Origin of the sequence: Thauera sp. SWB20 (assembly GCF_000831325.1) — a bacterium.
Classification (GTDB): Bacteria; Pseudomonadota; Gammaproteobacteria; order Burkholderiales; family Rhodocyclaceae; genus Thauera; species Thauera aminoaromatica.
Map to the genome: position 1 here is coordinate 13,084 of NZ_JTDM01000003.1, position 24,405 is coordinate 37,488.

Annotated in this window: 20 protein-coding genes; 10 read left to right on the forward strand and 10 right to left on the reverse strand. The window is 65.3% G+C overall.

Annotated features, from left to right (window positions below; translation table 11 throughout):
* Positions 1-55: 55 nt before the first annotated feature.
* Positions 56-568 (reverse strand): BON domain-containing protein, encoded by a 513-nt coding sequence (locus PO78_RS00355; RefSeq protein ID WP_197068707.1) that lies wholly within the window; start codon positions 566-568, stop codon positions 56-58.
* A gap of 148 nt (positions 569-716) precedes the next feature.
* On the opposite strand from PO78_RS00355, the gene PO78_RS00360 reads away from it, so the two are divergent.
* The 3 genes from PO78_RS00360 to PO78_RS00370 all read left to right on the forward strand — a co-directional run bounded on the left by PO78_RS00360 (position 717) and on the right by PO78_RS00370 (position 4,106).
* Positions 717-2,375 carry a SulP family inorganic anion transporter gene (locus PO78_RS00360; protein WP_043741200.1) on the forward strand — a complete coding sequence of 553 codons (1,659 nt, stop codon included), beginning with the start codon at positions 717-719 and terminating at the stop codon, positions 2,373-2,375.
* A 77-nt stretch (positions 2,376-2,452) separates the two neighbouring features.
* On the forward strand, positions 2,453-3,241 hold the full coding sequence (locus PO78_RS00365; RefSeq protein WP_197068708.1) for a GGDEF domain-containing protein: 789 nt from the start codon (positions 2,453-2,455) through the stop codon (positions 3,239-3,241).
* A gap of 10 nt (positions 3,242-3,251) precedes the next feature.
* Positions 3,252-4,106: a MinD/ParA family protein gene (locus PO78_RS00370; protein WP_043741201.1), complete on the forward strand. Its 855-nt coding sequence runs from the start codon at positions 3,252-3,254 to the stop codon at positions 4,104-4,106.
* A 92-nt stretch (positions 4,107-4,198) separates the two neighbouring features.
* Here the strand turns inward: PO78_RS00370 and PO78_RS00375 are convergent, their stop codons facing one another.
* Positions 4,199-4,612: a DoxX family protein gene (locus tag PO78_RS00375; protein WP_043741204.1), complete on the reverse strand. Its 414-nt coding sequence runs from the start codon at positions 4,610-4,612 to the stop codon at positions 4,199-4,201.
* A gap of 107 nt (positions 4,613-4,719) precedes the next feature.
* Between PO78_RS00375 and PO78_RS00380 the strand changes: the two genes are divergently transcribed.
* Both PO78_RS00380 and PO78_RS00385 read left to right on the forward strand, forming a co-directional pair.
* Positions 4,720-5,037 (forward strand): DUF1153 domain-containing protein, encoded by a 318-nt coding sequence (locus PO78_RS00380; RefSeq protein WP_003074457.1) that lies wholly within the window; start codon positions 4,720-4,722, stop codon positions 5,035-5,037.
* A complete protein-coding gene (locus PO78_RS00385) occupies positions 5,034-5,855 on the forward strand; it encodes an IS3 family transposase (RefSeq protein WP_043741210.1) in 822 nt (273 codons plus the stop codon). The genes PO78_RS00380 and PO78_RS00385 overlap by 4 nt, the downstream gene beginning before the upstream one ends.
* Before the next feature lie 33 nt (positions 5,856-5,888).
* Here PO78_RS00385 and PO78_RS00390 read toward each other — a convergent pair whose 3' ends face one another.
* A complete protein-coding gene (locus tag PO78_RS00390; RefSeq protein WP_043741213.1) occupies positions 5,889-6,602 on the reverse strand; it encodes a pirin family protein in 714 nt (237 codons plus the stop codon).
* A gap of 166 nt (positions 6,603-6,768) precedes the next feature.
* Between PO78_RS00390 and PO78_RS00395 the strand changes: the two genes are divergently transcribed.
* From PO78_RS00395 to PO78_RS00410, 4 genes are read left to right on the forward strand one after another with little or no spacing between them, the layout of a single operon-like run.
* On the forward strand, positions 6,769-7,695 hold the full coding sequence (locus PO78_RS00395; RefSeq protein ID WP_231570574.1) for a LysR family transcriptional regulator: 927 nt from the start codon (positions 6,769-6,771) through the stop codon (positions 7,693-7,695).
* Between the two features lie 4 nt (positions 7,696-7,699).
* A complete protein-coding gene (gene gluQRS / locus PO78_RS00400) occupies positions 7,700-8,659 on the forward strand; it encodes a tRNA glutamyl-Q(34) synthetase GluQRS (protein ID WP_043741215.1) in 960 nt (319 codons plus the stop codon).
* Positions 8,643-9,407, forward strand: a complete 765-nt coding sequence (gene trmB / locus PO78_RS00405; protein ID WP_043741217.1) for a tRNA (guanosine(46)-N7)-methyltransferase TrmB — start codon at positions 8,643-8,645, stop codon at positions 9,405-9,407. Before gluQRS ends, trmB begins: the two co-directional genes overlap by 17 nt.
* A 39-nt stretch (positions 9,408-9,446) precedes the next feature.
* Positions 9,447-10,439, forward strand: a complete 993-nt coding sequence (locus tag PO78_RS00410) for a GGDEF domain-containing protein (protein ID WP_042416487.1) — start codon at positions 9,447-9,449, stop codon at positions 10,437-10,439.
* A 60-nt stretch (positions 10,440-10,499) separates the two neighbouring features.
* Here PO78_RS00410 and PO78_RS00415 read toward each other — a convergent pair whose 3' ends face one another.
* The 6 genes from PO78_RS00415 to PO78_RS00440 all read right to left on the reverse strand — a co-directional run bounded on the left by PO78_RS00415 (position 10,500) and on the right by PO78_RS00440 (position 19,563).
* Positions 10,500-11,753 carry a GGDEF domain-containing protein gene (locus tag PO78_RS00415; protein WP_043383519.1) on the reverse strand — a complete coding sequence of 418 codons (1,254 nt, stop codon included), beginning with the start codon at positions 11,751-11,753 and terminating at the stop codon, positions 10,500-10,502.
* Between the two features lie 14 nt (positions 11,754-11,767).
* Positions 11,768-12,817, reverse strand: a complete 1,050-nt coding sequence (locus PO78_RS00420; RefSeq protein ID WP_043741220.1) for an ABC transporter substrate-binding protein — start codon at positions 12,815-12,817, stop codon at positions 11,768-11,770.
* 263 nt (positions 12,818-13,080) lie between these two features.
* Positions 13,081-15,705, reverse strand: coding sequence for an alanine--tRNA ligase (alaS, locus tag PO78_RS00425; RefSeq protein WP_043741223.1), 2,625 nt, complete (start codon positions 15,703-15,705; stop codon positions 13,081-13,083).
* Between the two features lie 120 nt (positions 15,706-15,825).
* The gene (locus PO78_RS00430) at positions 15,826-16,755 is read right to left on the reverse strand and encodes a pseudouridine synthase (RefSeq protein ID WP_043741226.1); all 930 of its coding nucleotides are present in this window, start codon (positions 16,753-16,755) and stop codon (positions 15,826-15,828) included.
* A 79-nt stretch (positions 16,756-16,834) separates the two neighbouring features.
* The gene (locus PO78_RS00435) at positions 16,835-18,142 is read right to left on the reverse strand and encodes a 3-deoxy-D-manno-octulosonic acid transferase (protein WP_043741229.1); all 1,308 of its coding nucleotides are present in this window, start codon (positions 18,140-18,142) and stop codon (positions 16,835-16,837) included.
* Between the two features lie 32 nt (positions 18,143-18,174).
* Positions 18,175-19,563, reverse strand: coding sequence for a phosphomannomutase/phosphoglucomutase (locus PO78_RS00440; protein ID WP_043741232.1), 1,389 nt, complete (start codon positions 19,561-19,563; stop codon positions 18,175-18,177).
* Positions 19,564-19,780: 217 nt separating this feature from the next.
* On the opposite strand from PO78_RS00440, the gene PO78_RS00445 reads away from it, so the two are divergent.
* Complete coding sequence (locus PO78_RS00445; protein ID WP_197068710.1) at positions 19,781-22,516, forward strand: sensor domain-containing protein; 2,736 nt, start codon at positions 19,781-19,783, stop codon at positions 22,514-22,516.
* Positions 22,517-22,710: 194 nt separating this feature from the next.
* Here PO78_RS00445 and PO78_RS00450 read toward each other — a convergent pair.
* A partial coding sequence (locus PO78_RS00450) for a propionate--CoA ligase (protein WP_043741250.1) occupies positions 22,711-24,405 on the reverse strand: 1,695 nt, incomplete at its 5' end.

Below are 24,405 nucleotides of genomic sequence, written 5' to 3' on the forward strand. Positions count from 1 at the left end.
CACCGGCCAAGAAAAAGCCGCCCGAAGGCGGCCTTCTTGGAAACCGTGCGCCGGATTACTTCACGGTCAGCAGGTTGTTGACGGAGGACACGCCCTCCACGGCCTTGGCCAGTTGCTCGGCACGGTCCTTGCCCGCCTGATTGGGGGCTTCGCCGTGCAGGGTGACCACGCTGCCCTTGGTGTCCACATTGATCTTCAGCGCGCTCAGGTCCGCATCCCCCACCAGTGCGGCCTTGACCTTGGCGGTGATGCTGGCCTCGCTGGCCACGGCCAGGGCGTCGCTGGCCACATCCTTGGTGGCATCGGCGGCCTGCTGTGCGGCCTCCTTGGTGGCCTCTACGGCGTTTTCCATTTTCTGACCGGCTGCCTCGGCGGCGCGGTCTGCCTCCATCTTGGCCTTTTCAGCAGCTTGCTCGGTACGCTCAATGGTGTTGTCCAGCTTCTGGCCGGCGGTTTCTTCCTTGGGTCCGCATGCGGCCAGGCCCAGGGCCAGGGCCGAGACAGCCAGCACTTGAACAACGCGCTTGTGAGATATCGACATGTGTGAAAGCTCCTCATCAATCTTCATATAGGCAAAGCCACGGCCTCAACACCGTGACGACGTGGGGTGAATCCTAGGGGCAACCCGAATCCCGCCCGGTCGGAGAGGGCCGAAGCGTCCGTAGGACAAGCACGAACATCCAAGACGCCCTGCAATCCCTCCACAATAGCGGCCTATGCAATTGAAACAGTGGTTCCCCTTCCTGGCCTGGCCCCGCCCCACCTGGGCGCTGGCCCGCGGCGAAATGCTGGCAGGGGTCACGGTCGGTCTGATGCTGCTGCCCCAGGGCGTGGCCTATGCCGCACTCGCGGGCATGCCGCTGGTCACCGGCATCTATGCGGCCTTGCTGCCTTCGCTGGTGGCCGTGCTGTGGAGCAATTCCCCGCGCCTGGGCGTCGGCCCCACGGCCCTGACCAGCCTGCTGATCGGTGCGTCGCTGGCCGGCATGGCCGAACCCGGCAGCGCCCACTGGGTCACCCTGGCCTGCTGGATGGCCATCATGGCCGGCGCCGTGCAGTGGCTGCTGGGCGCGCTGCGCAGCGGCTGGCTGGTCAACCTGGTCACCTCGCCGGTGCTGAACGGCTTCACCCAGGCGGCGGGCATCCTGATCCTGCTGTCGCAGTTGCCCGACCTGCTGGGGCTGCGCAGCACCTGGAGCGCCTGGTTCCACAACCCAGATATGCACCACTTCGACGGCTGGGCCGCCGGCTTCGGCCTGGGCGGGCTGGGGCTGCTGCTGCTGCTCAAGAAACTGGCCCCGCGCTGGCCCGCGGCCGTGCTGGTGGTGGCCTTGTGCGGCATGCTGAGCGCCGCCCTGGGCTATGCCGAACGCGACGGCAACATCGTCGGCCACCTGCCGGCGGGCCTGCCCGGGCTGAGCTGGCCGGCCGCCATCGGCTGGGACGAGGTCTCGCGCCTGCTGCTGCCCGTGATCATGGTCAGCCTAGTGAGCTTTCTGGAAGTGGCATCCAGCGCCCAGCTGGAGCACCGCCAGGCCGGCACACGCTGGAATGAAAACCAGGACCTGATCGCCCAGGGCATGTCCAAAGTGGTTTCTGGTCTGAGCGGCAGCTTTGCCATCAGTGCCTCGTTTTCCCGCTCGGCCGTCACCCTGCACGTGGGCGCCAAGACCGGCTGGACCAGCGTGTTCGCGATCGGCATGGTGCTGGTGACGGTGCTGTGGCTCACGCCCTGGCTGTACCACATCCCCCAGGCAGCCCTGGCGGCGGTGGTGGTCTCGGCCGTCATCAACCTGATCCAGCCGCGCAGCCTGCAGGCGCTGTTTCGCATCTCGGCGGTGGAAGGCAGCATCGCCCTGACGACCTTCGTGCTGACCCTGGCCACCGCGCCGCGCCTGTACTGGGGCGTGCTCACGGGCGTGCTGCTCAGCCTGTGCCACTTTCTCTACCACCGTCTGCATCCGCGAATCGTGGAGATCGGCGAGCACGCGGACGGCAGCCTGCGCTCACGGGCCATCTGGGACCTGCCCCCCATCACACCCCACGTGCTGGCCGTGCGCCTGGATGCCGAATGGGACTTCGCCTCCTCCGCCGCGCTGGAACGCCATCTGGCCCAGGCACTGCAGGAGCATCCGGACCTGCAGGCCCTGTACCTGGACGCCCAGCCTATCAACCGGATCGATGTCACCGGCGTGGAAAGTTTTCTGCGGCTGCGCCAAAGCCTGCAAAAGCGCGGAATTGACCTGCATATCGGCGGATTGAAACTGCCGGTGCAAGCGATACTGGACAAAGCAGGATGCCTGTCGCCCGGCACCGGCCTGCACCTGCATCGCACCAATACACAGGCACTGGCTTTTTTGCGCAACGCTTATTGAGTAAATGGCAGGAAGCCCGCACCCAGTCTGCATGGACTGCTACACTTGAACGAATTAACCACGCTGGATCGTTTTTTGTGACTGGTACTGCCACAACTCTCCCCATCACGCTGCATCAGCTCCGTCTGGACGGAGCGCTTGCACTGCTGGGTAAAGAAGAAAGTGCAGGCCTGCCTCCAGCGGACCACGATCCCTCCGGCCACTTGCAAGCCATCATCGATGAGCTGTGCGACCTCTCCCTTCGCGACCCGCTGACCGGCTGCGCCAACCGCCGTCAGTTCGACACCATCCTGGACCGTGAACTGGACCGCGTGGCACGTTCCGGTGACGTGGCACTGCTGCTGATGATCGACGTGGACCATTTCAAGCGTGTCAACGACCTGCACGGTCACAACGTCGGCGACATGGTGTTGCAAGCGGTGGCCCAGGCGCTGAATGGCTGCGTGCGCCCCATGGACACGCTGGCCCGCTATGGCGGCGAAGAATTCGCCATCGTCCTTCCGGCCTGCCAGCCTGCCTATGGCCAGAATGTGGCTGAACGCGTGCGCAAGGCGGTGGAAGCGCTACGCATCCCCATCGCCCCTGGCCAGGAGTTGACCGTCACCGTCAGCATCGGCGGCGCCTATGCCCTGCAATGGATACGCAGCACGCGCAAGCTGTGGATTGAGCGCGCAGACCAGCAGTTGTACCAAGCCAAGAGCCATGGCCGCAACCGGATTGAAATCGAACAACAACCTGACAGCACCGTGACTGCAGAAGAAAAAAAACTGCTTTTTGTCCCCGATTTGACTGGCGATACCAGCTGGTCCGGGGATTGGTCCGATGTATTCGCCGCCCCCCTGGGCTCGACAGATGGCGTCAACTGAAAGCATTGAGATGAGCGACGTGCTGTCCCCCCTCCACCCCACCAAGGCCAACACCCCTGGTGGCGAACCGCGCACCATCCGCACCTCGAACGCGCACATCATCGCCGTCACCAGTGGCAAAGGCGGGGTGGGCAAGACCTTTGTCTCCGCCAACCTGGCCGCCGCGCTGACCCGCCTGGGACTGCGCGTGCTGGTACTGGACGCCGACCTGGGCCTGGCCAACTTGGACGTGGTGCTGAACCTCTACCCCAAGGTGACGCTGCACGATGTGTTCACCGGCAAGGCCTCGCTGCAAGACGCGGTGGTCACGGCTCCCAGCGGCTTCCATGTGCTCTTGGCCGGCTCGGGCATGGTCGAATACTCGCGCCTGACACCCGAGGTGCGCAATCAGTTGATCCATGTGATCGACACCCTGGCCCCCAACTACGACGTGGTGCTGCTGGACACGGGCGCCGGCATCTCCGACGTGGTGCTGTTCTCGGTCTCGCTGGCCAAGGAAGTGCTGATCGTGGCCACGCCGGAACCCACCTCGCTGACCGATGCCTATGCGGCCATCAAGGTGCTGGCCACCCAGCAAAAGCGCCAGAACATGCGCCTGGTGATCAACCAGGCCATCCGCCCGGGCGATGGCCGCGCCATCACCGGCCAGCTGCAGCAGGTGCTGAACCGCTTTGTCAACACCGAGTCGGGCCTGCCCATGCGACTGATCCACATGGGCGACATCCCTGCCGACAAGGCCGTTCGCGATGCCGTGATGCGCCGCCAACTGTTGCTGCAGGCCACCCCGGGCTGTGCGGCCTCGCTGGCGGTGGCCCAACTGGCAAGCCGCATCAAGTCCATGCTGCCCGCGCCGCAGCCCAAGTGATTGCGGCGCGATGCCCATAAAAAAAGAGCTGCATAACGCAGCTCTTTTTTATGGGCAGATGACGGTGGCGGCCAAGCCACCACCGATCACGCTCAAACGCGCTGGCGCTTGGCGTCCAGGCTCCAGCGGCCTGCCCCGAAGGCGGCAAAGGCCAGCAAACCGCCCGAGATGGCGATGTTCTTGTTGAACATCAGTTGCTGCATCATGGCCTGGTCCGCCGGCAGCGACCAATAGGCATGGAAGAAGAAGCTGGCCACCAAGGTGAAGAACGCCAGCAGCACAGCAGCAGGGCGCGTCATGAAGCCGACCAGCAGCATCAGCCCGCCCACCAGCTCGATCAGCAGCCCCACCGCCACCCCAACCTCGGGCAGGGGCAGACCCACAGATGTCGCATAGCCGACAGCGCCGGAAAAGCCGGCAATCTTGCCAAAACCGGCAGGCACAAACAGCCACGCCAGCAGCATGCGGCCCACCAAGGCCAGAGTGTCTTGAAGAGAGTTGTTCATATCTATTGCTTTCTATGGGCAGTGTCCTTGGGGGAATCCATCAACAAACCAGGCATGTATTGACCCAGTGAATTCCTGCTCAGGTGTTAACGTTGAAGGAAACGACGATGAGCACCCTGATGGAAGACGACATCAAGCGCTGGACAGCCAAGCGTAAGACGGCCCTTGTCCTGGACATCATCCAGGGCAAGACCACGATCTCGGAGGCCAGCCGGGCCTTCGACCTCAACCCCTCGGAGGTTGAGCAATGGGTCGATGAAGGCAAGCGTGGCATGGAGAACGCCCTGCGCACCAAGCCCTTGGAAGTCAAAGAGCAGTACGAGAAGCAACTGCGCGAACTTCAGCAGGCCTATGGCGAAGCCATGTTGGAGCTGCGTGCCAGAAAAAAGCTGGCGTCCCTGCTGGGCAACGAGGACGAGAAATGATCCTCAGCCTTCAGCAGGGACTGGCCCAAGACGGATTCAAAGTCAGCCTGGTCAAGCTGTGCCATTGGTTCGAGATGCCCCGGCGCACGGTGTACTACCGCAGCACCAAGGCACCACCGAAGGTTCAGGAACACTTCGTCAAGCCCATCAAGGCCATGATCGAAGAGAACCCGTCGTTCGGCTATCGCACCGTGGCGCACCTGCTTGGCTTCAACAAGAACACCGTGCAGCGGGTCTTCCAGCTCAAGGGCTGGCAGGTGCGCAAGCGCCCGGTGGGCTTCAGGCCTCGCATCCAGGCATTGCCTTCTGTGGCCAAGGCGCCAGATGAGCGCTGGGCCACCGATCTGTGCCGCGTGTGGACAGGGCGTGATGGCTGGGCTTCGCTGGCCCTGGTGATCGACTGCTACAGCCGCGAGCTGCTGGGCTGGCACCTCAGCCGAAGTGGCCGATCCAAGACCGCTGAAGCGGCGCTGGAGCAGGCGTTGATTGCCAGGTACGGCTGTCTGGGCAAGGTCCGGCACCCGTTCCTGTTGAGGTCAGACAACGGTCTGGTGTTCACCAGCCGCAGCTACACGGCCTTGGTCAAAAGCTATGGCCTGCAGCAGGAGTTCATCACCCCGTACAGCCCGGAGCAAAACGGCATGGTCGAGCGCGTGATCAGAACGCTCAAAGACCAATGCGTGCACCGCCACCGCTTCGAGACACTGCAGCACGCCAGTCGTGTGATCGCAGATTGGATCGGCTTTTATAACCACCGGCGCCCTCATCAGGCGCTGAGCATGAAGCCCCCCGCTGAGGCTTATGCTTTAGCAGCCTGACCTGTGCAGAAACCGCTGGGTCAATACAGGCACTCAGGGTGCCAAATCAAACACCAGCAACTCTGCAGCCTGCTGGCTCTCCATGCGCAGGCTGCGCTCATTTTCTGCAAGCAGCGCATCGCCGCTTGTCAGCTTTTGTCCCGCAATCTCGATGTGGCCCTGGACCACCAAGACATAGGCCTTGCGTCCCTGGGGCAACACGTGCTCCAGCTGTACCGTCTGCCCGGGCTGCGGTCGCACGAGGCTGGCGTAGATGCTGGCATCGGCATTCAGGTGGACGGAGCCTTGCTGGCCGTCGGGAGACGCCACCAGGCGCAGGACATTGGTCTTCTCAGCATCGCTGAAGCGTTTTTGCTCATAGCCAGGCTCGAGCGCCTGGCGGCTGGGCAGCAGCCAGATCTGCAGAAAATGGGTGGTGCGGCCGGCCGCGTGGTTGTGTTCGCTGTGGACCACGCCGGTGCCGGCCGTCATGCGCTGGACTTCGCCCGGCGCAATCGTCTGGACGTTGCCCATGCTGTCCTTGTGCGACAGCTCGCCCTCCATGACATAGCTGACGATTTCCATGTCGTGGTGGGGGTGGGCGCCAAAGCCTGTGCCGGCTGCGATGCGGTCTTCATTGATGACGCGCAGGTTGCCCCAGCCCATGTGGGCGGGGTCGTAGTAGCCAGCGAACGAAAAGCTGTGGAACGACTTGAGCCAGCCGTGGTCGGCGTAGCCACGTTCGTGGGATTTGCGGATTTGAATCATGGGGTGCTCCTTACATCTGCAGGTCGTGACCTGCCATGTCCAGAACTGTAAGGGCGCCAGTTCCAGCGTTGATCGCCACCGTTTGATGGCATCATTCAAACTCTTTGAATGAGCGTTCCACCGCATGCCCAGCCCTCGTGATGTTTTAACGCCAGACAGCCTGGCCATGTTGCAGGCCATTGCCGACACTGGCAGTTTTGCCGCTGCGGCGCGACAGTTGCACCTGGTGCCCAGTGCGCTGACCTACCGCGTGCGCCAGATGGAAGAAGCGCTGGATGTGCTGCTGTTCGACCGCAGCACCCGCCAGGCCCAGGCCACCGAGGCGGGCCAGGCCCTGCTGACCGAGGGCATCCGCTTGCTGCAGGACATCGACGCCGTGGCGCACCGCGTGCGCCGCGTTGCCACCGGATGGGAGCCGGAGCTCACCCTGGTCGCCGATGGCGTGATCTCCCAGGCCACCTTGTTCGACCTGGTCGAGGCCTTCTATGCCCTGAAGTCCCCCACCCGGATCAAGCTGGGCACGGGCACGCTGACGGGACCGGTCGAGTTGCTGAGCACCGGCCGTGCCGACCTGGCCCTGGGCGTCGGCAGCAACAACACCAGCGTGCCCGGGCTGCAGCTGGAGGACCTGGGCGACATCACCTTTGTCTTTGCCGTGGCGCCGTTCCATCCCCTGGCGCAGGTGGAGCAACCCATCACCGACGAACTGCTGCTGGAGCACCGCCTGATCGTCGTCGCCGACTCGGCCCAGCGCGAGCGCACCTCCATCGGCCTGCTGGGCGGCCAGGACACGTTCACGGTCGACACCGTCCAGGCCAAGATCGACGCCCAGGTGCGCGGCCTGGGCTGCGGGTTCCTGCCCGAAAGCATGGCCTGCCCCTATGTGGAGGCCGGACTGCTGGTCACCAAGCCCGTCACCCGGCCCACACGCCAGCTGCGCATGCGCTATGCCTGGAAAAAACCCAGCAGCGGCGGACTGGGCAAGGCGTTGCACTGGTGGCTGGCCCAGCTGCAAAGCCCGGTGACCCAGAAAGCCCTGCTCAACGACCACCGCCTGTCGCCCACGGCCGTGGCCGGCCCGGCACAAGCCTGAACCCATGCCCGGCACCGCGTACCGCGGGCGCTTTGCGCCCTCGCCCACCGGGCCGCTGCATGCGGGTTCCCTGGTGGCTGCCCTGGCCAGCTGGCTGGATGCGCGCGCCCACCACGGCACCTGGCTGGTGCGCATCGAGGACATCGACCCCCCGCGCTGCCCCCCCGGGGCGGACCAGACCATCTTGCAGCAGCTGGCCCAGTGCCACCTGCTGCCGGATGAAGCCCCCACCTGGCAATCGCAGCGCCACAGCCATTACGCCCAGGCCCTGGTCCAGTTGCAGCAGGCAGGCCTGGCCTATGCCTGCGGCTGCACGCGCAAGGACATCGAGGCCGCCTGGCAGCACCTGGGGCTGCCCCACCAGCGGCATGTGGAACGCCCCTACCCCGGCACCTGCCGCCAGGGGCTGCACGGCAAGCCGGTGCGCAGCTGGCGCTTTGCCCTTGACGCTTATGTATTCAATTGGCCTGCAGCGCAGACGGGACAAGCGCTGAGCGCTCCTTTTTTCATGGTCAACGGTTGCCTGCACTGGCACGACCGCCGCCTGGGCCCGCAACAGCAACACCCCGGCCAGGTGGCCGGCGACTTCGTGCTGCAGCGCGCCGATGGCCTGTATGCCTACCAGCTGGCCGTGGTGGTGGACGATGCCCTGCAAGGCATCACCCATATCGTGCGCGGCGAGGACCTGGCCGACAACACCCCCCGCCAGCTGCTGCTGCAGCACGCCCTGGGACTGCCGCATCCGCAGTACCTGCACACCCCCCTGGTGCGCATGCCCGATGGCGAAAAACTCTCCAAACAGCATGGCGCCCCGGCGGTGGAGCTGCACCAGCCGCTGCAGGCCTTGAATGCCGCGGCCCAGGTGCTGCAACTGCCCGCAGCAAACCCCGAAACCACGGTGGCCGATGCGCTGGCGCAGTGGGTTGAAATCTGGCGCTCCACTTACAATGCGCAGCGTGACTGAGCAACAAAACACCCCCCAGGCTGCCCCGGACGCAGCCGCCCCCCAAGCACACGCCGCAGGCCAGGCCCCGGCGGATGTGGCATTTCCCAAAACCATTCGCAGCTATGTGCGCCGCACCGGTCGTGTGACCACCGGCCAGGCCAAGGCGTTCGAGGACCTGGGGCCCCAGTTCCTGCTGAACTACGCGAACGCACCGCTCGACGCCCAGGCCGCATTTGGCCGCCCCGGCAAGCTGATCCTGGAGATCGGTTTCGGCATGGGCGAGGCCACCGCGCACATTGCCCGCGTGCGCCCCGACGACAACTTCCTGTGCTGCGAAGTGCACGAGCCCGGCGTCGGCGCCCTGCTCAAGCGCATTGGCGAGCACGACATCACCAACATCCGCATCCTGCAGCACGATGCCGTGGAGGTGATCGACCACATGCTGCCCGAAGGCAGCATTGACGGCGTGCACATCTTCTTCCCCGATCCCTGGCACAAGAAAAAGCACAACAAGCGCCGCCTGATCCAGTCGCCGCTGGTCGCCAAGCTGGCCACCCGTCTGAAACCCGGTGGCTACATCCACTGCGCCACCGACTGGGAACCCTATGCCGTGCAGATGCTGGAAGTGCTCAGCGCCGAACCGCAGCTGGCCAACACCGCGCAGGGATATGCCGCCAAGCCAGATTACCGCCCGTTAACAAAGTTTGAAAATCGGGGGCTGCGTTTAGGCCACGGAGTCTGGGACTTAGTCTTCACCAAGTGTTAAGCTGCGCGCTTCCTGGTTGTCACCACCGCGCCGAACTTCATGCACCTTCTGCAAAACTTGGTTCAAATGACCGGCCAACGCGATCATTTGCGCTTGGAGTTGTCCGTACTCTCCACGTTCTTGCAGCTACCGCACATCACGAATGTTCGGGCGCTGGAGCTGCTCAAGCTCGGTGACCAATACTGGGTGCGCCCCCGCACCTGGTACGAAGCCGGCCAACTGGTGGCGGCCGAGCAGGACTTTGCCAACGATGCCCAGCGCTTTCCGCTGCAGGCCCTGCCCCACCTGCAGGCCTGCATTGCCCACAAGGCGCAACAGGCCCAGCACTCCGACGCGCACCAGCACACCATCTGGTTGCCCGTCTGGATGCACGAACAAGTGCATGTGTGCATTGAGATCACCCAGTCCGAGCCCTTCAACACCCACAACCTGGACGTGATCACCGGGGTGTTCAACGTCTACCAGAACTACCAAAGCCTGCTGGACTACAGCGAACGCGATGCGCTGACGGATCTGCTGAACCGCAAGACCTTCGACGAGCACCTGCTGCGCTTTGCCAGCGCCGTCAGCATGCAGACCGAGATCCAGCCGTGGCTGGCCGTGATCGACATCGATCACTTCAAGCTGGTCAACGACCGCTTTGGCCATCTGTTCGGTGATGAGGTGCTGATCTTGGTGGCCAACCTGCTGCGCTCGGCCTTCGGCCCGCGCCACCGCATCTTCCGCTTTGGTGGCGAAGAATTCGTGGTGCTGATGCCCCCGATGGCCAAGGAATCCGCGCAGGCCTCGCTCGAAGCCTTCCGGGCCATGGTGGCGCGGCATGATTTTCCGCAGGTCGGGCAGGTCACCGTCAGTGTCGGCTTTGCCGGCGCCAAACTCTGCTCGCCCGTGGAAATCCTGGGGCAGGCAGACCAGGCCCTGTACTACGCCAAGGAACATGGCCGCAACCGCGTCTGCCACTTCGAGAGCCTGCAGGATCAAGGCCTGCTGGGTGGCTCCCAGGTGTCACACGCGGACGTCGAGCTGTTCTGAGCCCCTTAACCGCACCTGCGCCAAGGGATGGGCTGGGCCGAAGCACCGCACTGCCGTGACTCACACCGTGGCATCCGCACACACGCGGTCCCGCCCCAGGTCCTTGGCCCGATAAAGCATGTGGTCGGCACGCTCCAGCAGGCTCTCCATCGAATCCCCCGACTGGTATTCGGCCACACCGAAGCTGCAGGTCAGCCACAGGCTCAAGCCGTTGCACCCCCAAGGCGTGGCGCGCATGTCCGCGGCCAGCCGCTGGGCCACGGCCTGGGCGTGTGACAGATCGGTTTCGGGCATGAAGATCACGAACTCTTCGCCACCGAAACGCACCATCCAGTCCAGGTTGGCCCGCAGGCATGCCTGCAAGCGCGATGCCACGGCCTTGAGCACAGCGTCCCCCACGGCATGGCCGTGCTGGTCGTTGATGCGCTTGAAATGGTCAATGTCCGCAAAAATGACAGCAAACGGGCGCCCATAGCGCACGCAACGCTCCATCTCCAGCGGCAGGCGCTGCTCCATGGCGCGGCGGTTGAAGGTCCCAGTCAACGCATCCAGCCGGGACAGGCGCTTGACTTCATCCACCAGGGCGCTCAGCTCCGCCGTGCGCTCCTTGACCATGCCATCCAGGTCCTTGATGTGGCGATCCAGGGCTTGTTGCAGGTGCTCGAAACCTTGCATCACCATATCGATCTCGTCGGCGCGGGCCCGTTCCGGGCGCCGGACTTCCAGCGGTTGGTTCAACGTCTCGGGCCTGAGGTTGCGCGCAAAGTCGGCGATCTGGCGCAGCGGCAGACCCAGGTCGCGGCGCATGACCCAGGCCACCATCAGGCACATCAGCACCGTGAAGATCAGATAGCCGGGAATCACGCGCTTTTGAGACTCCCACAACAGATTGCGGTAATAGGTGCGATCGGCCCAGACCTCGATCGTGCCCAGGGGCTGCTGCAGCGCGTGGGGGGCGTAAATCACCGTCTGGTAGGACGGCACATCCTGGGTCCCCCCGGCACGCCCTGATGTCAGGATTTCGCCGGTTGACCGGATGTGCACCCGCACCAGCCCCACCGCCTCCAGCTCCGTCAGACGGCGGATCTGGAAGCTCAGCACATCGCGATCAATGTCCCAGATGGCATGCGCCATCGCCTGGCTGCTGGTCTCCACCATCAAGGCCATGGTCTGGAAGAACAGCTTTTCCTGCTGCTGGCGCTCCAGCCACAACTGCAGTCCCCCCATCCCAATCAGGCAGACCAGCGCCAACGCGATAATGCGCTGCAACATCAAGGTGGCAATCGAGCGGAACTCCCCGGCTTCACGGTGCATACATTCACACGCTGCTAGCGCAGCAGCTGGTCCAAGTCAAAGTCGTAACGTCGCAAAGCAGGATGGTGGTATTTGCTGAACGGCTTGAAGTCCAGGGGGTGCTGTCCTGTGCCAAAGCTTTTCTCAAATCGCAGGCTGCTGGATGTACCAAAGAGTTTAAACATCGGATACACCAGCTCCAGGCCTTCGGAGCTGAAGTCCACCCCGTGGTGGTAATCAAACAGCAGCACCAAGGCCCAGGCCCCCGCCAGAAAGTGCCCGCCCGCCAGGGCGCTCAATTCCTGCTGGCGCAAGGCCTCAAAGGCTTGTGCCGATGTATTGATCCCACTGAACAGCGCGTTCTTGCCGGGTTTGCCGCCCTGGATCTGCCAGGCCTGCATGGCGCCCAAGGCCATTTCATCGTTGCCGCTCCAGACCAAGCGCGCTTCCGGATAACGGCGGAACAACTCCTGCGCCTGCAAGCGCGCCTTGTCGCGCCGCCACTCGCCATAGACCTCCTGCAGCAGCACGGTATCCGGCGCTTCCTGCACAGCCCGGTGCAGGCCCTGGTTGCGCGCGATGGAGGAGGCGGTGGAGCGATCCCCGGCAATCGCCAGCAGGTGGAATTTTCCATCTGCCGCCTTGAGCCCGGGGCGCTTGCGCGCGGCCTCGATCAGGGCCTTGGCCGTCAGATAGCCGGCGTCCTGGGCCCGGGGCTCCAGGCTGCCAAGCCAGAATGGGTAACGCCCCCTGGGCACCCCCACTTGGTCGCGCAACTCCGGCTGGATGGCACTGTAGGCCAGGAAAGCCTGGATGCCCGAGCCTTCCAGGGCACGCAACACCCCCGGCGCCACACTGTAGTCGTTGGAGAAGACTACGTACTGCGGGCGTTGCGATGGAGGCAGTTGCGCCAACCGCTGGGCAATCGCAATCGGCTCCAAGCGATCCCGCTCGGCGTAAATGACGCGCAGTTGCATGCCCAGACTTTGGGCCGCCCTGTGCATGGCGTCGGAGGCCGCGGTCCAATAGGTTTCATTGGCTTTGCCGGGGTTGATGAAAACCACCGACTGCGCGGCTGCCGGCATGCAGATAGCGGCCCATGCGGCAGCGACGCACAAGCCCACCGACTTGGCGTGACGCGACAAAGAGCAGACCACCGAAAGCGCTGAAGTCAGCCGCTTGCATACAGACATGGATACAGATTAAGCGCAAAAGCTTTTAAAAAATCAATAGACCAAGCAATCCAATAGGAATAAGCAAAATACCACCCTCCTCCTGCCCGGATGGCAGGCAAAAAAAAGCCAGGGAACGGAAGCCCTGGCTTTCGAACGGCTGGGTCGTTTGCGTTTTAGATGCGCTCGGTCACCCAGGCTTGCACGGAGGCCAGCGCAGCGGGCACCGCCGCGGCATCGGTGCCGCCGGCCATGGCCATATCGGGCTTGCCTCCCCCCTTGCCACCCACTTGCTGGGCCACAAAGTTCACCAGCTCGCCGGCCTTGACCTTGGCGGTCTCGGCCTTGGTCACGCCTGCGGCCAGCTGCACCTTGTCGCCGTCCACGGCCGCCAGCACGATCACGGCCGCGCCCAGCTTGTCCTTGAGCTTGTCCATGGTGTCGCGCAGGGTCTTGGCATCGGCGCCTTCGAGCTTGGCGGCCAGCACCTTCACGCCCTTGACGTCTGCCGCCTGGGTCAGCAGCTCATCGCCCTGGCTGGAGGCCAGCTTGCCCTTGAGGGCAGCGATTTCCTTTTCCAGGGCCTTGATCTGATCCAGGGCACCGCCGATGCGGTGGGTCAGCTCGGTCGCTGGTGCCTTGAAGGCCGCAGCGGCCTGGTCCACGGTGGATTCCAGCGATTGCAGGTAGGCCAGCGCGTTCTCGCCGGTAATGCCTTCGATACGACGCACGCCGGCGGCCACGCCGGACTCGCCCACGACCTTGAACAGGCCGATGTCGCCGGTGCGGTGCACGTGGGTGCCACCGCACAGTTCACGGCTGCTGCCGATGTCCAGCACACGCACGGATTCGCCGTACTTCTCGCCGAACAGCATCATGGCGCCGGTGGCCTTGGCCGATTCGATGTCCATCACGCGGGCGTCGGTGGCGGTGTTGGCCAGGATTTCCGCGTTCACACGGCGCTCGATTTCGCGGATTTCTTCCGCGGTCACGGGGGCATTGTGGGTGAAGTCAAAGCGGGTGCGGTCGGCGTTGACCAGCGAGCCCTTTTGCTGCACATGCTCGCCCAGTACCTCGCGCAAGGCCTTGTGCATGATGTGCGTGACCGAGTGGTTGCGCATGGTGGCCGCGCGCAGCTGGGTGTCCACCTCGGCCTGGACGCTATCGCCCACGTTCAGCGTGCCGGTGGTCAGCGTGCCGTGGTGACCGAACACGTCGGCCTTGATCTTGAGGGTGTCGGCCACGGCAAAGCGGGCCGAGCCGGCGCTGATCACGCCCTGATCACCGACCTGGCCACCGGATTCGGCGTAGAAAGGTGTGGTATCCAGAACCACCACGCCGCTTTGGCCATTGTTCAGCGCCGAAACGGCCGTGCCATCGACGTACAGCGCTACGATCTTTGCTGATTCCACCAGACGGTCATAGCCGGTGAACGTGTTGGAAGCACCGGTGTACTCCAGCGCACGGTCCATCTTGAACTTGCCTGCTGCGCGGGCCTGGTTCTTTTGCTGCTCCATGGCCGCGTGGAAACCGGCCTCGTCCACCGTCACGCCACGCTCGCGCGCCACGTCGTTGGACAGGTCCAGCGGGAAGCCATAGGTGTCATGCAGCTTGAAGGCGACATCGCCGGGCAGCACCTGGGCACCACCGGCCAGCGCGCTGTCCAGGATGTCCATGCCGTTGGCAAGGGTCTCGAAGAAGCGCTCTTCTTCCACGCGCAGCACGTCGGTGATGCGGGTTTCCTGCTCGCGGATCTTAGGATAGGCATCGCCCATCACGGCGACCAGGTCCTTGACCAGCTTGTGGAAGAACGGGGTCTTCTGGCCCAGCTTGTAACCGTGGCGGATGGCACGGCGCACGATGCGGCGCTGCACGTAGCCACGGCCTTCGTTGGAAGGGATCACGCCGTCGGCCACCAGGAAGGCGGTGGCGCGGATGTGGTCGGCAATCACCTTCAGCGAGGGGGTGGCCAGATCGGCGGTGTGGGTCTCGCGGCCGGCCGCGGCGATCAGCTTCTGGAACAGGTCAATCTCGTAGTTGCTGTGCACGTGCTGCAGAATGGCCGCCAGGCGCTCCAGGCCCATGCCGGTGTCCACGCAAGGTGCGGGCAGCGGCTTGACCGAGCCGTCTTCGGCCATGTCGAACTGCATGAACACGTTGTTCCAGATCTCGATGTAGCGATCGCCGTCTTCATCGGGCGAGCCTGGAGGGCCGCCGGGAATTTCCGGGCCGTGGTCGTAGAAGATTTCCGAGCAAGGGCCGCAGGGGCCGGTGTCGGCCATCATCCAGAAGTTGTCGGACTTGTAGCGGCCGCCCTTGTTGTCGCCGATGCGGATCACGCGCTCGGGGGGCAGACCGATTTCCTTGGTCCAGATGTCATAGGCCTCGTCGTCTTCCGCATAGACGGTGGCCAGCAGGCGCTCGGCCGGCAGCTTGTAGACCTCGGTCAGCAGCTCCCAGGCCCACTTCAGCGATTCACGCTTGAAGTAGTCGCCGAACGACCAGTTGCCCAGCATTTCGAAGAAGGTGTGGTGGCGGGCCGTGTAGCCCACGTTCTCCAGGTCGTTGTGCTTGCCGCCGGCGCGCAGGCAGGTCTGCACGCTGGTCGCACGCGTGTAGGGGCGCTTGTCGGTACCCAGGAACACGTCCTTGAACTGGACCATGCCCGAGTTGGTGAACATCAAGGTGGGGTCATTGCCGGGCACCAGCGGGCTGGATTCCACAATGGTGTGGCCCTTGGAGGCAAAGAAGTCCAGGAACGTCTTGCGGATGTCTGCAACGGAGAAAGTGGGAGTGCTCATGGATATGTGGTTTCGTTGTGCGCAAAGCTCGCGGCACGGGACAACCGGGGATTATAGGTTTGCAGGCCTGTACCACGGGCGCAGGCCTGCAATTGCGCCCCGCGCACCACGCGGGCAGGTTCAGGCAGCCGGCGCCGGGTCTGGCAACGGCCCCAGGCTGCGGCGCGTGCGGAACTGCCGCGCCGCGCCGGTGACCGGGTCCTGGAACGCCAGGGCCTGGGCCAGCAGCAGCAGCGGGCGCGAGAAGTCGCCTTCCGGCGCATCGTCCACCACTGGGTACAGGCCATCGCCCTTCAGCCCCAGGCCCAGGGCGGCCATGTGCACGCGCAGCTGGTGGCGCTTGCCGCTGACGGGGCTGAGCCGGTAGCGTGCCCATTGCCGGTTGTGCTCCAGCAGCTCCATGCGCGTCAGGCTGTTGGGCGTGCCCGCCACCTCGTGCATGCGGATGAAGTTCTGGCTTTCGACCATGCGGCTGGCGTGCTCGCGGGGAAACTGCAGTTGCGGGTTCCAGGGCGCAATCGCCTCGTAGGTCTTGTGCACCGTGCGCTCACGAAACAGGGCCTGGTAGGCCCCCCGGTCTTCCCGCCGGATGGCGAACAGCACCAGCCCCGCCGTGTCGCGGTCAATGCGGTGCACGGGCGACAGGTCGGGCAGGCCCAGCTGCTTTTTCAGCCGCACCAGCAAGGTGTTCTGCAGGTAGCGCCCGCCGGGCACCACGGGCAGAAAGTGCGGCTTGTCGGCCACGACGATGTGCGCGTCCTGGTACAGCACCTCGGCCTCGAAGGGGATGTGGGGCTCGGTGTCCACCTCGCGGTAGTAGTACACGCGCAGGCCATGCAGCAGCGGGGTGTCCGGCTGCACCGGGCGGCCCAGTTCATCCACCACCTCGCCACGCGCCATGCGGGCCCGCCAGTCGTCCCCGGCGACGGCGGGCAGGCGCTGCACCAGATAGTCCAGGGTGCGGCCCTGCCCGGTGCTGGGCAAGACCACGCAACTGGGCTTGACGCCGTCGCGGATAGGAAGGACTTGGGGATCGTGGGTGTTGTACATCGTGCAGCGCCGAACCGATGCGGTCGCAAAAATATCAATAAAAATGGCTTCCAGCGCACAACTGGCAAGCGCTGATAGCTCACTTTTTCAAAGTATCGCCCGTGTGCACGATCGCTACAATCGCCTGGGCCGTGGCCCGCGCGGCACCGCGGTGGGCCTGGGCAAACTCCAATGCCGCCCGGCGCGCACGGCGCAGCCCATCGGCATCGCGCGCCAGGGCGGTGGCCAGTTGCACGCCCTGCTCCATGTCCAGCACGCGGAACGCGGCGCCGGCCTCGCAGGCCTGCTGCGAAGCCTGGGCAAAGTTGAAGGTGTGCGGCCCCAGCACCATCGGACAGGCACAGGCGGCTGCCTCGATCAGGTTCTGCCCGCCTAGGGGCTCGAAACTGCCACCCAGCAGCCCGACATCGGCGGCGGCGTAGTACAGCGGCATCTCGCCCACGCTGTCGCCCAGCCAGACATCCACGTCCGCGGGCGGCAGGCCTTCGCCCCAGGCGCTGCGGCGGGCCACGCGCAGGCCGGCCCCCTGCAACAGGGCATACACCGCCTCAAAGCGCTGCGGATGGCGCGGCACGATCAGCCATTGGCATTGCCCCGCCACGCCGTGGAATTTGCGCCCATCCCACTGGGCCACCCACTGGGCTTCCTCGCCCTCGCGGGCGCTGGCCAGCATCACCACCGGGCGTGGGCTGGCGGCGCGCCAGGCCTGGCCCCGGGCCAGCAGCTGCGCGTCGGGCTGGACATCGAATTTCAGATTGCCCAGCACGGCCTGCACCGGCGCGCCCAGGCTGCGCAGGCGCTCGGCATCCTCCTGGGACTGCGCCCAGACGGCCCGCAAGGCGGCGTAGGTGGGGCCGAACAAGGCCGGCCAGCGCTGCGCACCGGCCAGGGACTTGGGGTTGAGCCGCGCATTCGCCAGCACCAGGGGCACGCCAGCCTGGTGGCAGCCGGCCACCAGATTGGGCCAGATCTCGGTTTCCATCAACACGCCCACGGCGGGGCGGAACTGGCGCAAAAACCGCCGCACGGCCTGCGGGCTGTCCCAGGGCTGCCAGACCTGCAGGTCCCCGGGCTGCAGCAGCTTGCGCCCCTCGGCACGGCCTGTGGCCGTGCCATTGGTCAGCAACAGCCGCATGCCGGGCAGGGCCACGCGCAGCTCTGCGATCAACAGGGCGGCCGCCCGGGTCTCACCCAGCGAGACGGCATGCACCCAGACCCAGTGTCCGGCGCCGTCACGGCCCAGGTCGGCCGGGGCGTAGCGACCAAAGCGCTCCTCCACGGACTCGCCGTAGCCGGGTTCGGCCTGCGCACGGCGGCGCAGCTTGCGCCGCAGCAGCGGTTGTGCGGCCCAGGCCAGGGCGGAATAGGCAGCCAAGCTCCAGTTCATGCGCGGTGTCCTATGCAGCCAGGGTCCGCGGCTCAGTGCGCCGCATGACCCACCTGGGCACCCGGCTTGACACGTTCCAGCAGCGCCAGCATCTGCGCCTCGATGCGCTGCAGCGCAGCCTCGGTCTGGCCTTCGAAGCGCAGCACCAGCACGGGCGTGGTGTTGCTGGCACGGATCAGGCCGAAACCATCGGGCCAGTCCACGCGCAGGCCATCGATGGTGCTGATCTGCGCCGGCGCAGTTAACACCGTGGGGGCCAGAGCCTGCAACTCGGCGGTCAGCGCATGGGGCTCTCCCTCGGCGCAGGCCACGTTCAGCTCGGGCGTGGAAAAACTGGTGGGCAGCGCATTCAGCACGGCACTGGGGTCGGCCTCACGGCTCAGGATTTCCAGCAGGCGGCAACCCGCGTAGGTGCCGTCGTCGAAGCCGAACCAGCGCTCCTTGAAGAAGATGTGCCCGCTCATCTCGCCGCCCAGGGGCGAGTCGACTTCCTTCATGCGCGCCTTGACCAGCGAGTGGCCGGTCTTGTACATCTCCGGCACGCCACCGGCGGCGCGGATCGCGGGGGCCAGGCGCTGCGTGCACTTCACGTCGAACAGGATCGTCGCGCCGGGCACGCGCGACAGCACGTCCTGGGCAAACAGCATCATCTGGCGATCGGGGTAGATGGTCTGGCCGTCCTTGGTGACGATGCCCAGGCGGTCGCCGTCGCCGTCAAAGGCCAGGCCCAGCTCGGCATCCGTCTCCTGCAGCACCCGTACCACATCGCGCAGGTTCTCGGGCTTGCTGGGGTCGGGGTGGTGGTTGGGGAAGGTGCCATCCACCTCCGAGAACAGCTCCAGCACCTCGCAGCCCAGGGCGCGGAAGATGCCGGGCGCCGTGGCACCGGCCACGCCATTGCCGCAATCGACCACCACCTTGATCGGGCGGCTGAGCCGCACATCGCCCACGATGCGCGCCGTGTACGCGTCCAGCACATCGGCCTGGCGCACCTGACCGCCACCGGGCAGCGACCAGCCCTCGGCCTCGATGGTCTGGCGCAGGGCCTGGATCTCGGGGCCATAGATGGCCCGGCCGGCCAGCACCATCTTGAAACCGTTGTAATCCTTGGGGTTGTGGCTGCCGGTCACCATGATGCCGCTGGTGCACAAGGTGCTGGCCGCAAAGTACAGCATGGGCGTGGTGCACATGCCCACGTCCAGCACGTCGACGCCCGCCTCGACCAGCCCGGCCATCAATGCCTGGCTGAGCGCCGGGCCGGACAGGCGACCATCACGCCCCACGGCCACCACCCGCTCACCCTCGGCCAGAGCCGCCTGGCCAAAGGCCCGCCCGACACTGCGCGCCACCTCCTCGTTCAGCGTGGAAGGCACGATGCCGCGAATGTCGTAGGCCTTGAAGATGGAAGCAGCAATCTGCACAGTGGTGTCCTCAGCGTTGGATCTGCAAAAAAACAAGGCACGTCCGTCGTGCCTGCAGCCACATTTTAGTGGCGGCGTCCACCCCGTCTGCACAAGCCCGGGCGAAAGCTTGATGCAGCACGAAAAACATGTTGTTACAAGGAAATCCCCGATTCCAACGGGCGGAGACCGCCCCCAGCATTGCGGCTGCTCTCGGCTGCCCCACACTCCCCGGTCCATGAATGCCCTCCGTCCACTCTTTCTTTCCCTGCTGCGCACCCGCACCGCGGCATTGGGCCTGGCTGTGGTCCTGGCCGTCACCCTGGTGGCGATCTGGGAAACACAGCAGTGGCCGCAGCACCCCGGCGCCTGGTGGGGCCAGGGCTGGGACTGGCTGAACCTGCCCTGGCTGGCCGTTGCACTGGCCTGGGCGGCCCTGGCCCACCTTTGGCACAACCACATCAGCGCGCAGCGCCAGGTGGTGCAGACCATCTACAGCGCGGCCTACCGCACCCTGCCCGATGCGGCCGGCATCACCTCGCTGCGCGATGGGCGCTTTGTGGACGTCAACCCGGCGTTCTGCCGCATGATGGGGCTGGAGCTGCAGCAGGTCATCGGCCGCACCAATGCCGAACTGCAGGTCTACGCCACCCCGGACGAACGCAGCAAGCTGCTGGACGAGCTGTCCCTCAAGGGCCAGGTCGAAAAAATGCGCATCCTGTGCCAGACCGGGGGCGAGTTGGTGCCGGGCACGATCTCGGCCATCCCGATCACCGTGGCGGGCGAAGAGTGCATGCTGTTCGTCTTCCACGACATGCGCGAGCACGAACGCGCTGTGCAGGAGCTATACGCCCTCAACCGCCAGCTGCAGCAGGCTGGCCACTTGGCGCGCCTGGGCGCCTGGGAAGACCGGCGCGGCCAGGGACTGGTCTACTGGTCCGACGTCTGCTACGACATGCATGGCGTGCCCCGCGGCAGTGCGCTGCCACGCGACTACCTGAACACCTTTGTGGTGCCCGAGCACCGCGACCGCATGCGCACGCAGTTGCAGCACTGCCTGCGCGCACGCAGCGACTGGGAGCTGGAAATCCAGATCCTGCGCACCGACGGGCGCAAGCTGTGGGTGCGCTCGCGCGGTGAAGCCGTCCTGGACGACGACGGCCGCATCACGGCCATGCGCGGCGTGATGCAGGACATCGATGCGCAAAAGCGCCAGGAAGAATCCATCCGCGAGCGCGAAGCCCTGCTGTCCATCACGCTGGAGGCGGCCTCGCTGGGCCGCTGGGACTGGGACCTGCACACAGGGCTGATCACCGGCGATGCGTTCTGGAGCACGCTCAACCACCTGCCCGTGCAGGATGGCCCGGCCAGCCTGGGCCAGGCCCGCCAGGACTGGCACTGGACCGAGCTGGTCGGCAGCCACGACATTGCGCGCTTCAACCAGGAGTTGCTGCGCCACATCGACCACCCCGAGGATGGGCCTTTCGATGTCACCTGGCGCCTGCAGACGGCGCATGGCCGCTCGCGCTGGCTGCGCTCCATGGGCAAGGTGGTGCGCTACGACCTGCATGGGCGCGCCATGCGCATGCTGGGCGTGTGCCTGGACGTCACCACCCAGCAGGAGCAAAAGCACAGCCTGCAGCAACTGGCGCACTTTGACGCCCTGACCGGGCTGGCGAATCGGATCGAGCTGGCGGCGCGCCTGCACGAAGCCCTGGTCCAGGCGCGCCAGAGCCAGCAGTTGCTGGGCGTGGTCTACCTGGACTTGGATGGCTTCAAGCCCATCAACGACCGCCTGGGCCACGACGCCGGCGACCGGCTGCTGGTCCTGGTGGCCAAGCGCCTGCAGCACGCCCTGCGCGCCGATGACTGTGTGGCACGCTTTGGCGGCGACGAATTTGTGCTGCTGCTCAGCCAGATCCACACCCGTGTGCAGTGCGAAAACCTGCTGCAGCGGCTGATGGCCAGCATCTCGCGCCCCTACACCCTGGATGGCGAAGCCGTGCAGGTCACCGCCAGTATCGGCTACACCCTCTACCCCGAAGACGACTGCGACGCCGACACCCTGATCCGCCACGCCGACCATGCCATGTACCAAGTCAAGCAAAGCGGGCGCAACCGCATTCAGGCCTTTGACAGCAGCCAGGAGCGCAGCCAGCGCGCGCAGCAGATCCAGGGCCTGCGCATCCGCGAGGGGCTGGAGGGCGGGGAGTTCACGCTCTACGTGCAGCCCAAGGTCGACACCCGCCACCAGCGCGTCGTGGGCGTGGAGGTCTTGTCACGCTGGCTGCACCCGGAGCGCGGTGTGCTCAGCCCCCAGGACTTTCTGCCCCTGATCGAAGGCACGGAGCTGGAAGTGCCGTTCGGCCAATGGGCGCTGCGCCATGCCATGGGCTGCATCGAGCAGCTGATCGCACAGGGGCTGCAGTTGCAGGTGGCCGTCAACATCTCCGCGCGGCACCTGCAGCAGCCGGGATTTGCCCAATGGGTGACGGAGCTGCTGCAGGCCCACCCGGACGTGCCCCCGCACTGGCTGGACCTGGAGATCACGGAAAGCGCCGCCCTGTACGACCTCCAGCACGTGGCCCAGGTGCTGGCGCAGCTGCGCGCGCAGCGGATCAGCGTGACCCTGGACGATTTCGGCACTGGCTACTCCTCGCTGACCTATCTGCGCGGCCTGCCGCTGGACTCGCTCAAGATCGACCGCAGCTTTGTGCGCGACATGCTCAGCGACCCCGGGGATTGCGCCATCGTCCATGGCGTCGTCAGCCTGGCCCAGGCCTTCGGCTACTCGGTGATCGCCGAAGGCGTGGAAAGCGCCGACCAGTGCACCGCCCTGGAGCTCATGGGCTGCCACATCGCCCAGGGCTTTCACTTCGCCCCCCCGATGCCGCTGGCCCAGTTGCCCGCCTGGCTGTCGACCTGGTCGGCCGCCCAGGCCACTCCGCCCGTCGCCCCCGCCGCCGTGCGCTGAAGATCGGGCGACCGACAACGCCACCGGCCCCCACGGGGTACACGCCCCCTACGGGTCACGTCGCGTTGCGTCGCCCAAAAAATATAAGAAATAGACCTCCAGCGCTCATCCTGCTTGCGCTGACAGCTCCTCTTTTCGAAAAAAACGACACAAAAAAAGGGACCTCGCGGTCCCTCGTGCTGGGCGGGGGCCGGTCAGGCATCCAACAACTGCTTGACCTGGGCCAGGGCCGTCGGGTCTTCCATGGTGGTCAGATCCCCGGGGTCACGGCGCTCGGCCACCGCCTGCAGCGCACGGCGCAGCAGCTTGCCACTGCGCGTCTTGGGCAGGGCCGACACAAACAGCACCCGCGAAGGACGCGCCACGGCCCCCAGCTGGCTGTCGACCAGCTTCATCACCTCGGCCTCCATGCGCGCCTGGGCCGCAGCATCGGCCACCTTGCCGGCATCGCGTACCACCGCGAACGCCATCGCCACCTGCCCCTTAAGGTTGTCGGCCACGCCGACCACTGCGACCTCGGCGATGTCCGGATGGGCGGCAATGCTTTCCTCGATCTCCCGGGTGCCCAGCCGGTGGCCCGCCACGTTGATCACATCGTCGGTGCGCCCCAGGATGAAGTAATAGCCATCGGCATCGCGGATGCCCCAGTCGAAGGTGCTGTAGACCAGCTTGCCCGGGATGCTCTGCCAGTAGGTTTTGACAAAGCGGGCATCGTCACCCCACACGGTCTGCATGCAGCCCGGCGGCAGGGGTCCTTCGATCGCCAGCACCCCCTTGTGGTCCGGCTCGGTCAGTTCCTCGCCGGTCTTGTCATCCAGCAACTGCACGTTGTAGCCATACACGGCCTTGCCGGGGCTGCCAAAGCGGCTGACCTGCGGCTGCACGCCATTGCACAGCGTCAGAATCGGCCAGCCGGTTTCGGTCTGCCAGTAGTTGTCGATGATGGGCACCTGCAAGGCCTCGCTGATCCATTGCGCCGTGGGCTCATCCAGAGGCTCGCCCGCCAGCCACAGGGCCTGCAGGCTCGACAGGTCATATTGCCGCAGAAAAGCCGCATCGTGCTTTTTGAGCACGCGCACCGCCGTGGGTGCGGAGAACATGTGGGTCACGCGGTATTTCTCGACCAGGCTCCACCACACGCCGGCATCGGGCCGGATGGGCAGGCCTTCATACAAAATGGTGGCCATGCCGGCAATCAAGGGGCCATATACGATGTAACTGTGGCCCACCACCCAGCCAATATCGCTGGTGCAGAAAAAGGTTTGCCCTGGTTTGGTGCCGAAAATATGCGGCATGCTGGCGGCCAGGGCCACGGTATAACCACCCGTATCGCGCTGCACACCCTTGGGCTTGCCGGTCGTGCCACTGGTATAGAGGATATAGCTGGGGTCGGTGGATTGCACCCAGGTACAAGGCACCTGGGCATCCAGATAGCGGGCGCGCAAATCGCCCCACAGGTGGTCGCGCCCCGCGCGCAAATCCATTTTGGCCAGTCCGCGATTCACCAGCAGCACGGCCTGTGGCTTGTGTGCGCTGAGGCCCAGGGCCTCATCCAGCAGAGGTTTGTAGGGCACCACGCGCCCGCCACGCGAGCCGGCATCGGCACTGACAATCACCTTGGGCTGGGCGTCCTCGATGCGCGATGCCAGCGACACCGCCGCAAAACCGCCGAATACCACGCTGTGAATGGCCCCCAAACGGGCGCAGGCCAGCATGGCAAACACGGCCTCGGCAATCATGGGCATATAGATTTGCACCCGGTCGCCTTTTTCCACCCCAAACGATTGCAGCACCGCCGCCATGCGCTGCACTTCGGTATGCAGTTCGCGGTAGCTGTAGGTCTTTTCCGTTTCGGTTTCGGTCGATACCGCGATCAAGGCGGCCTGCTC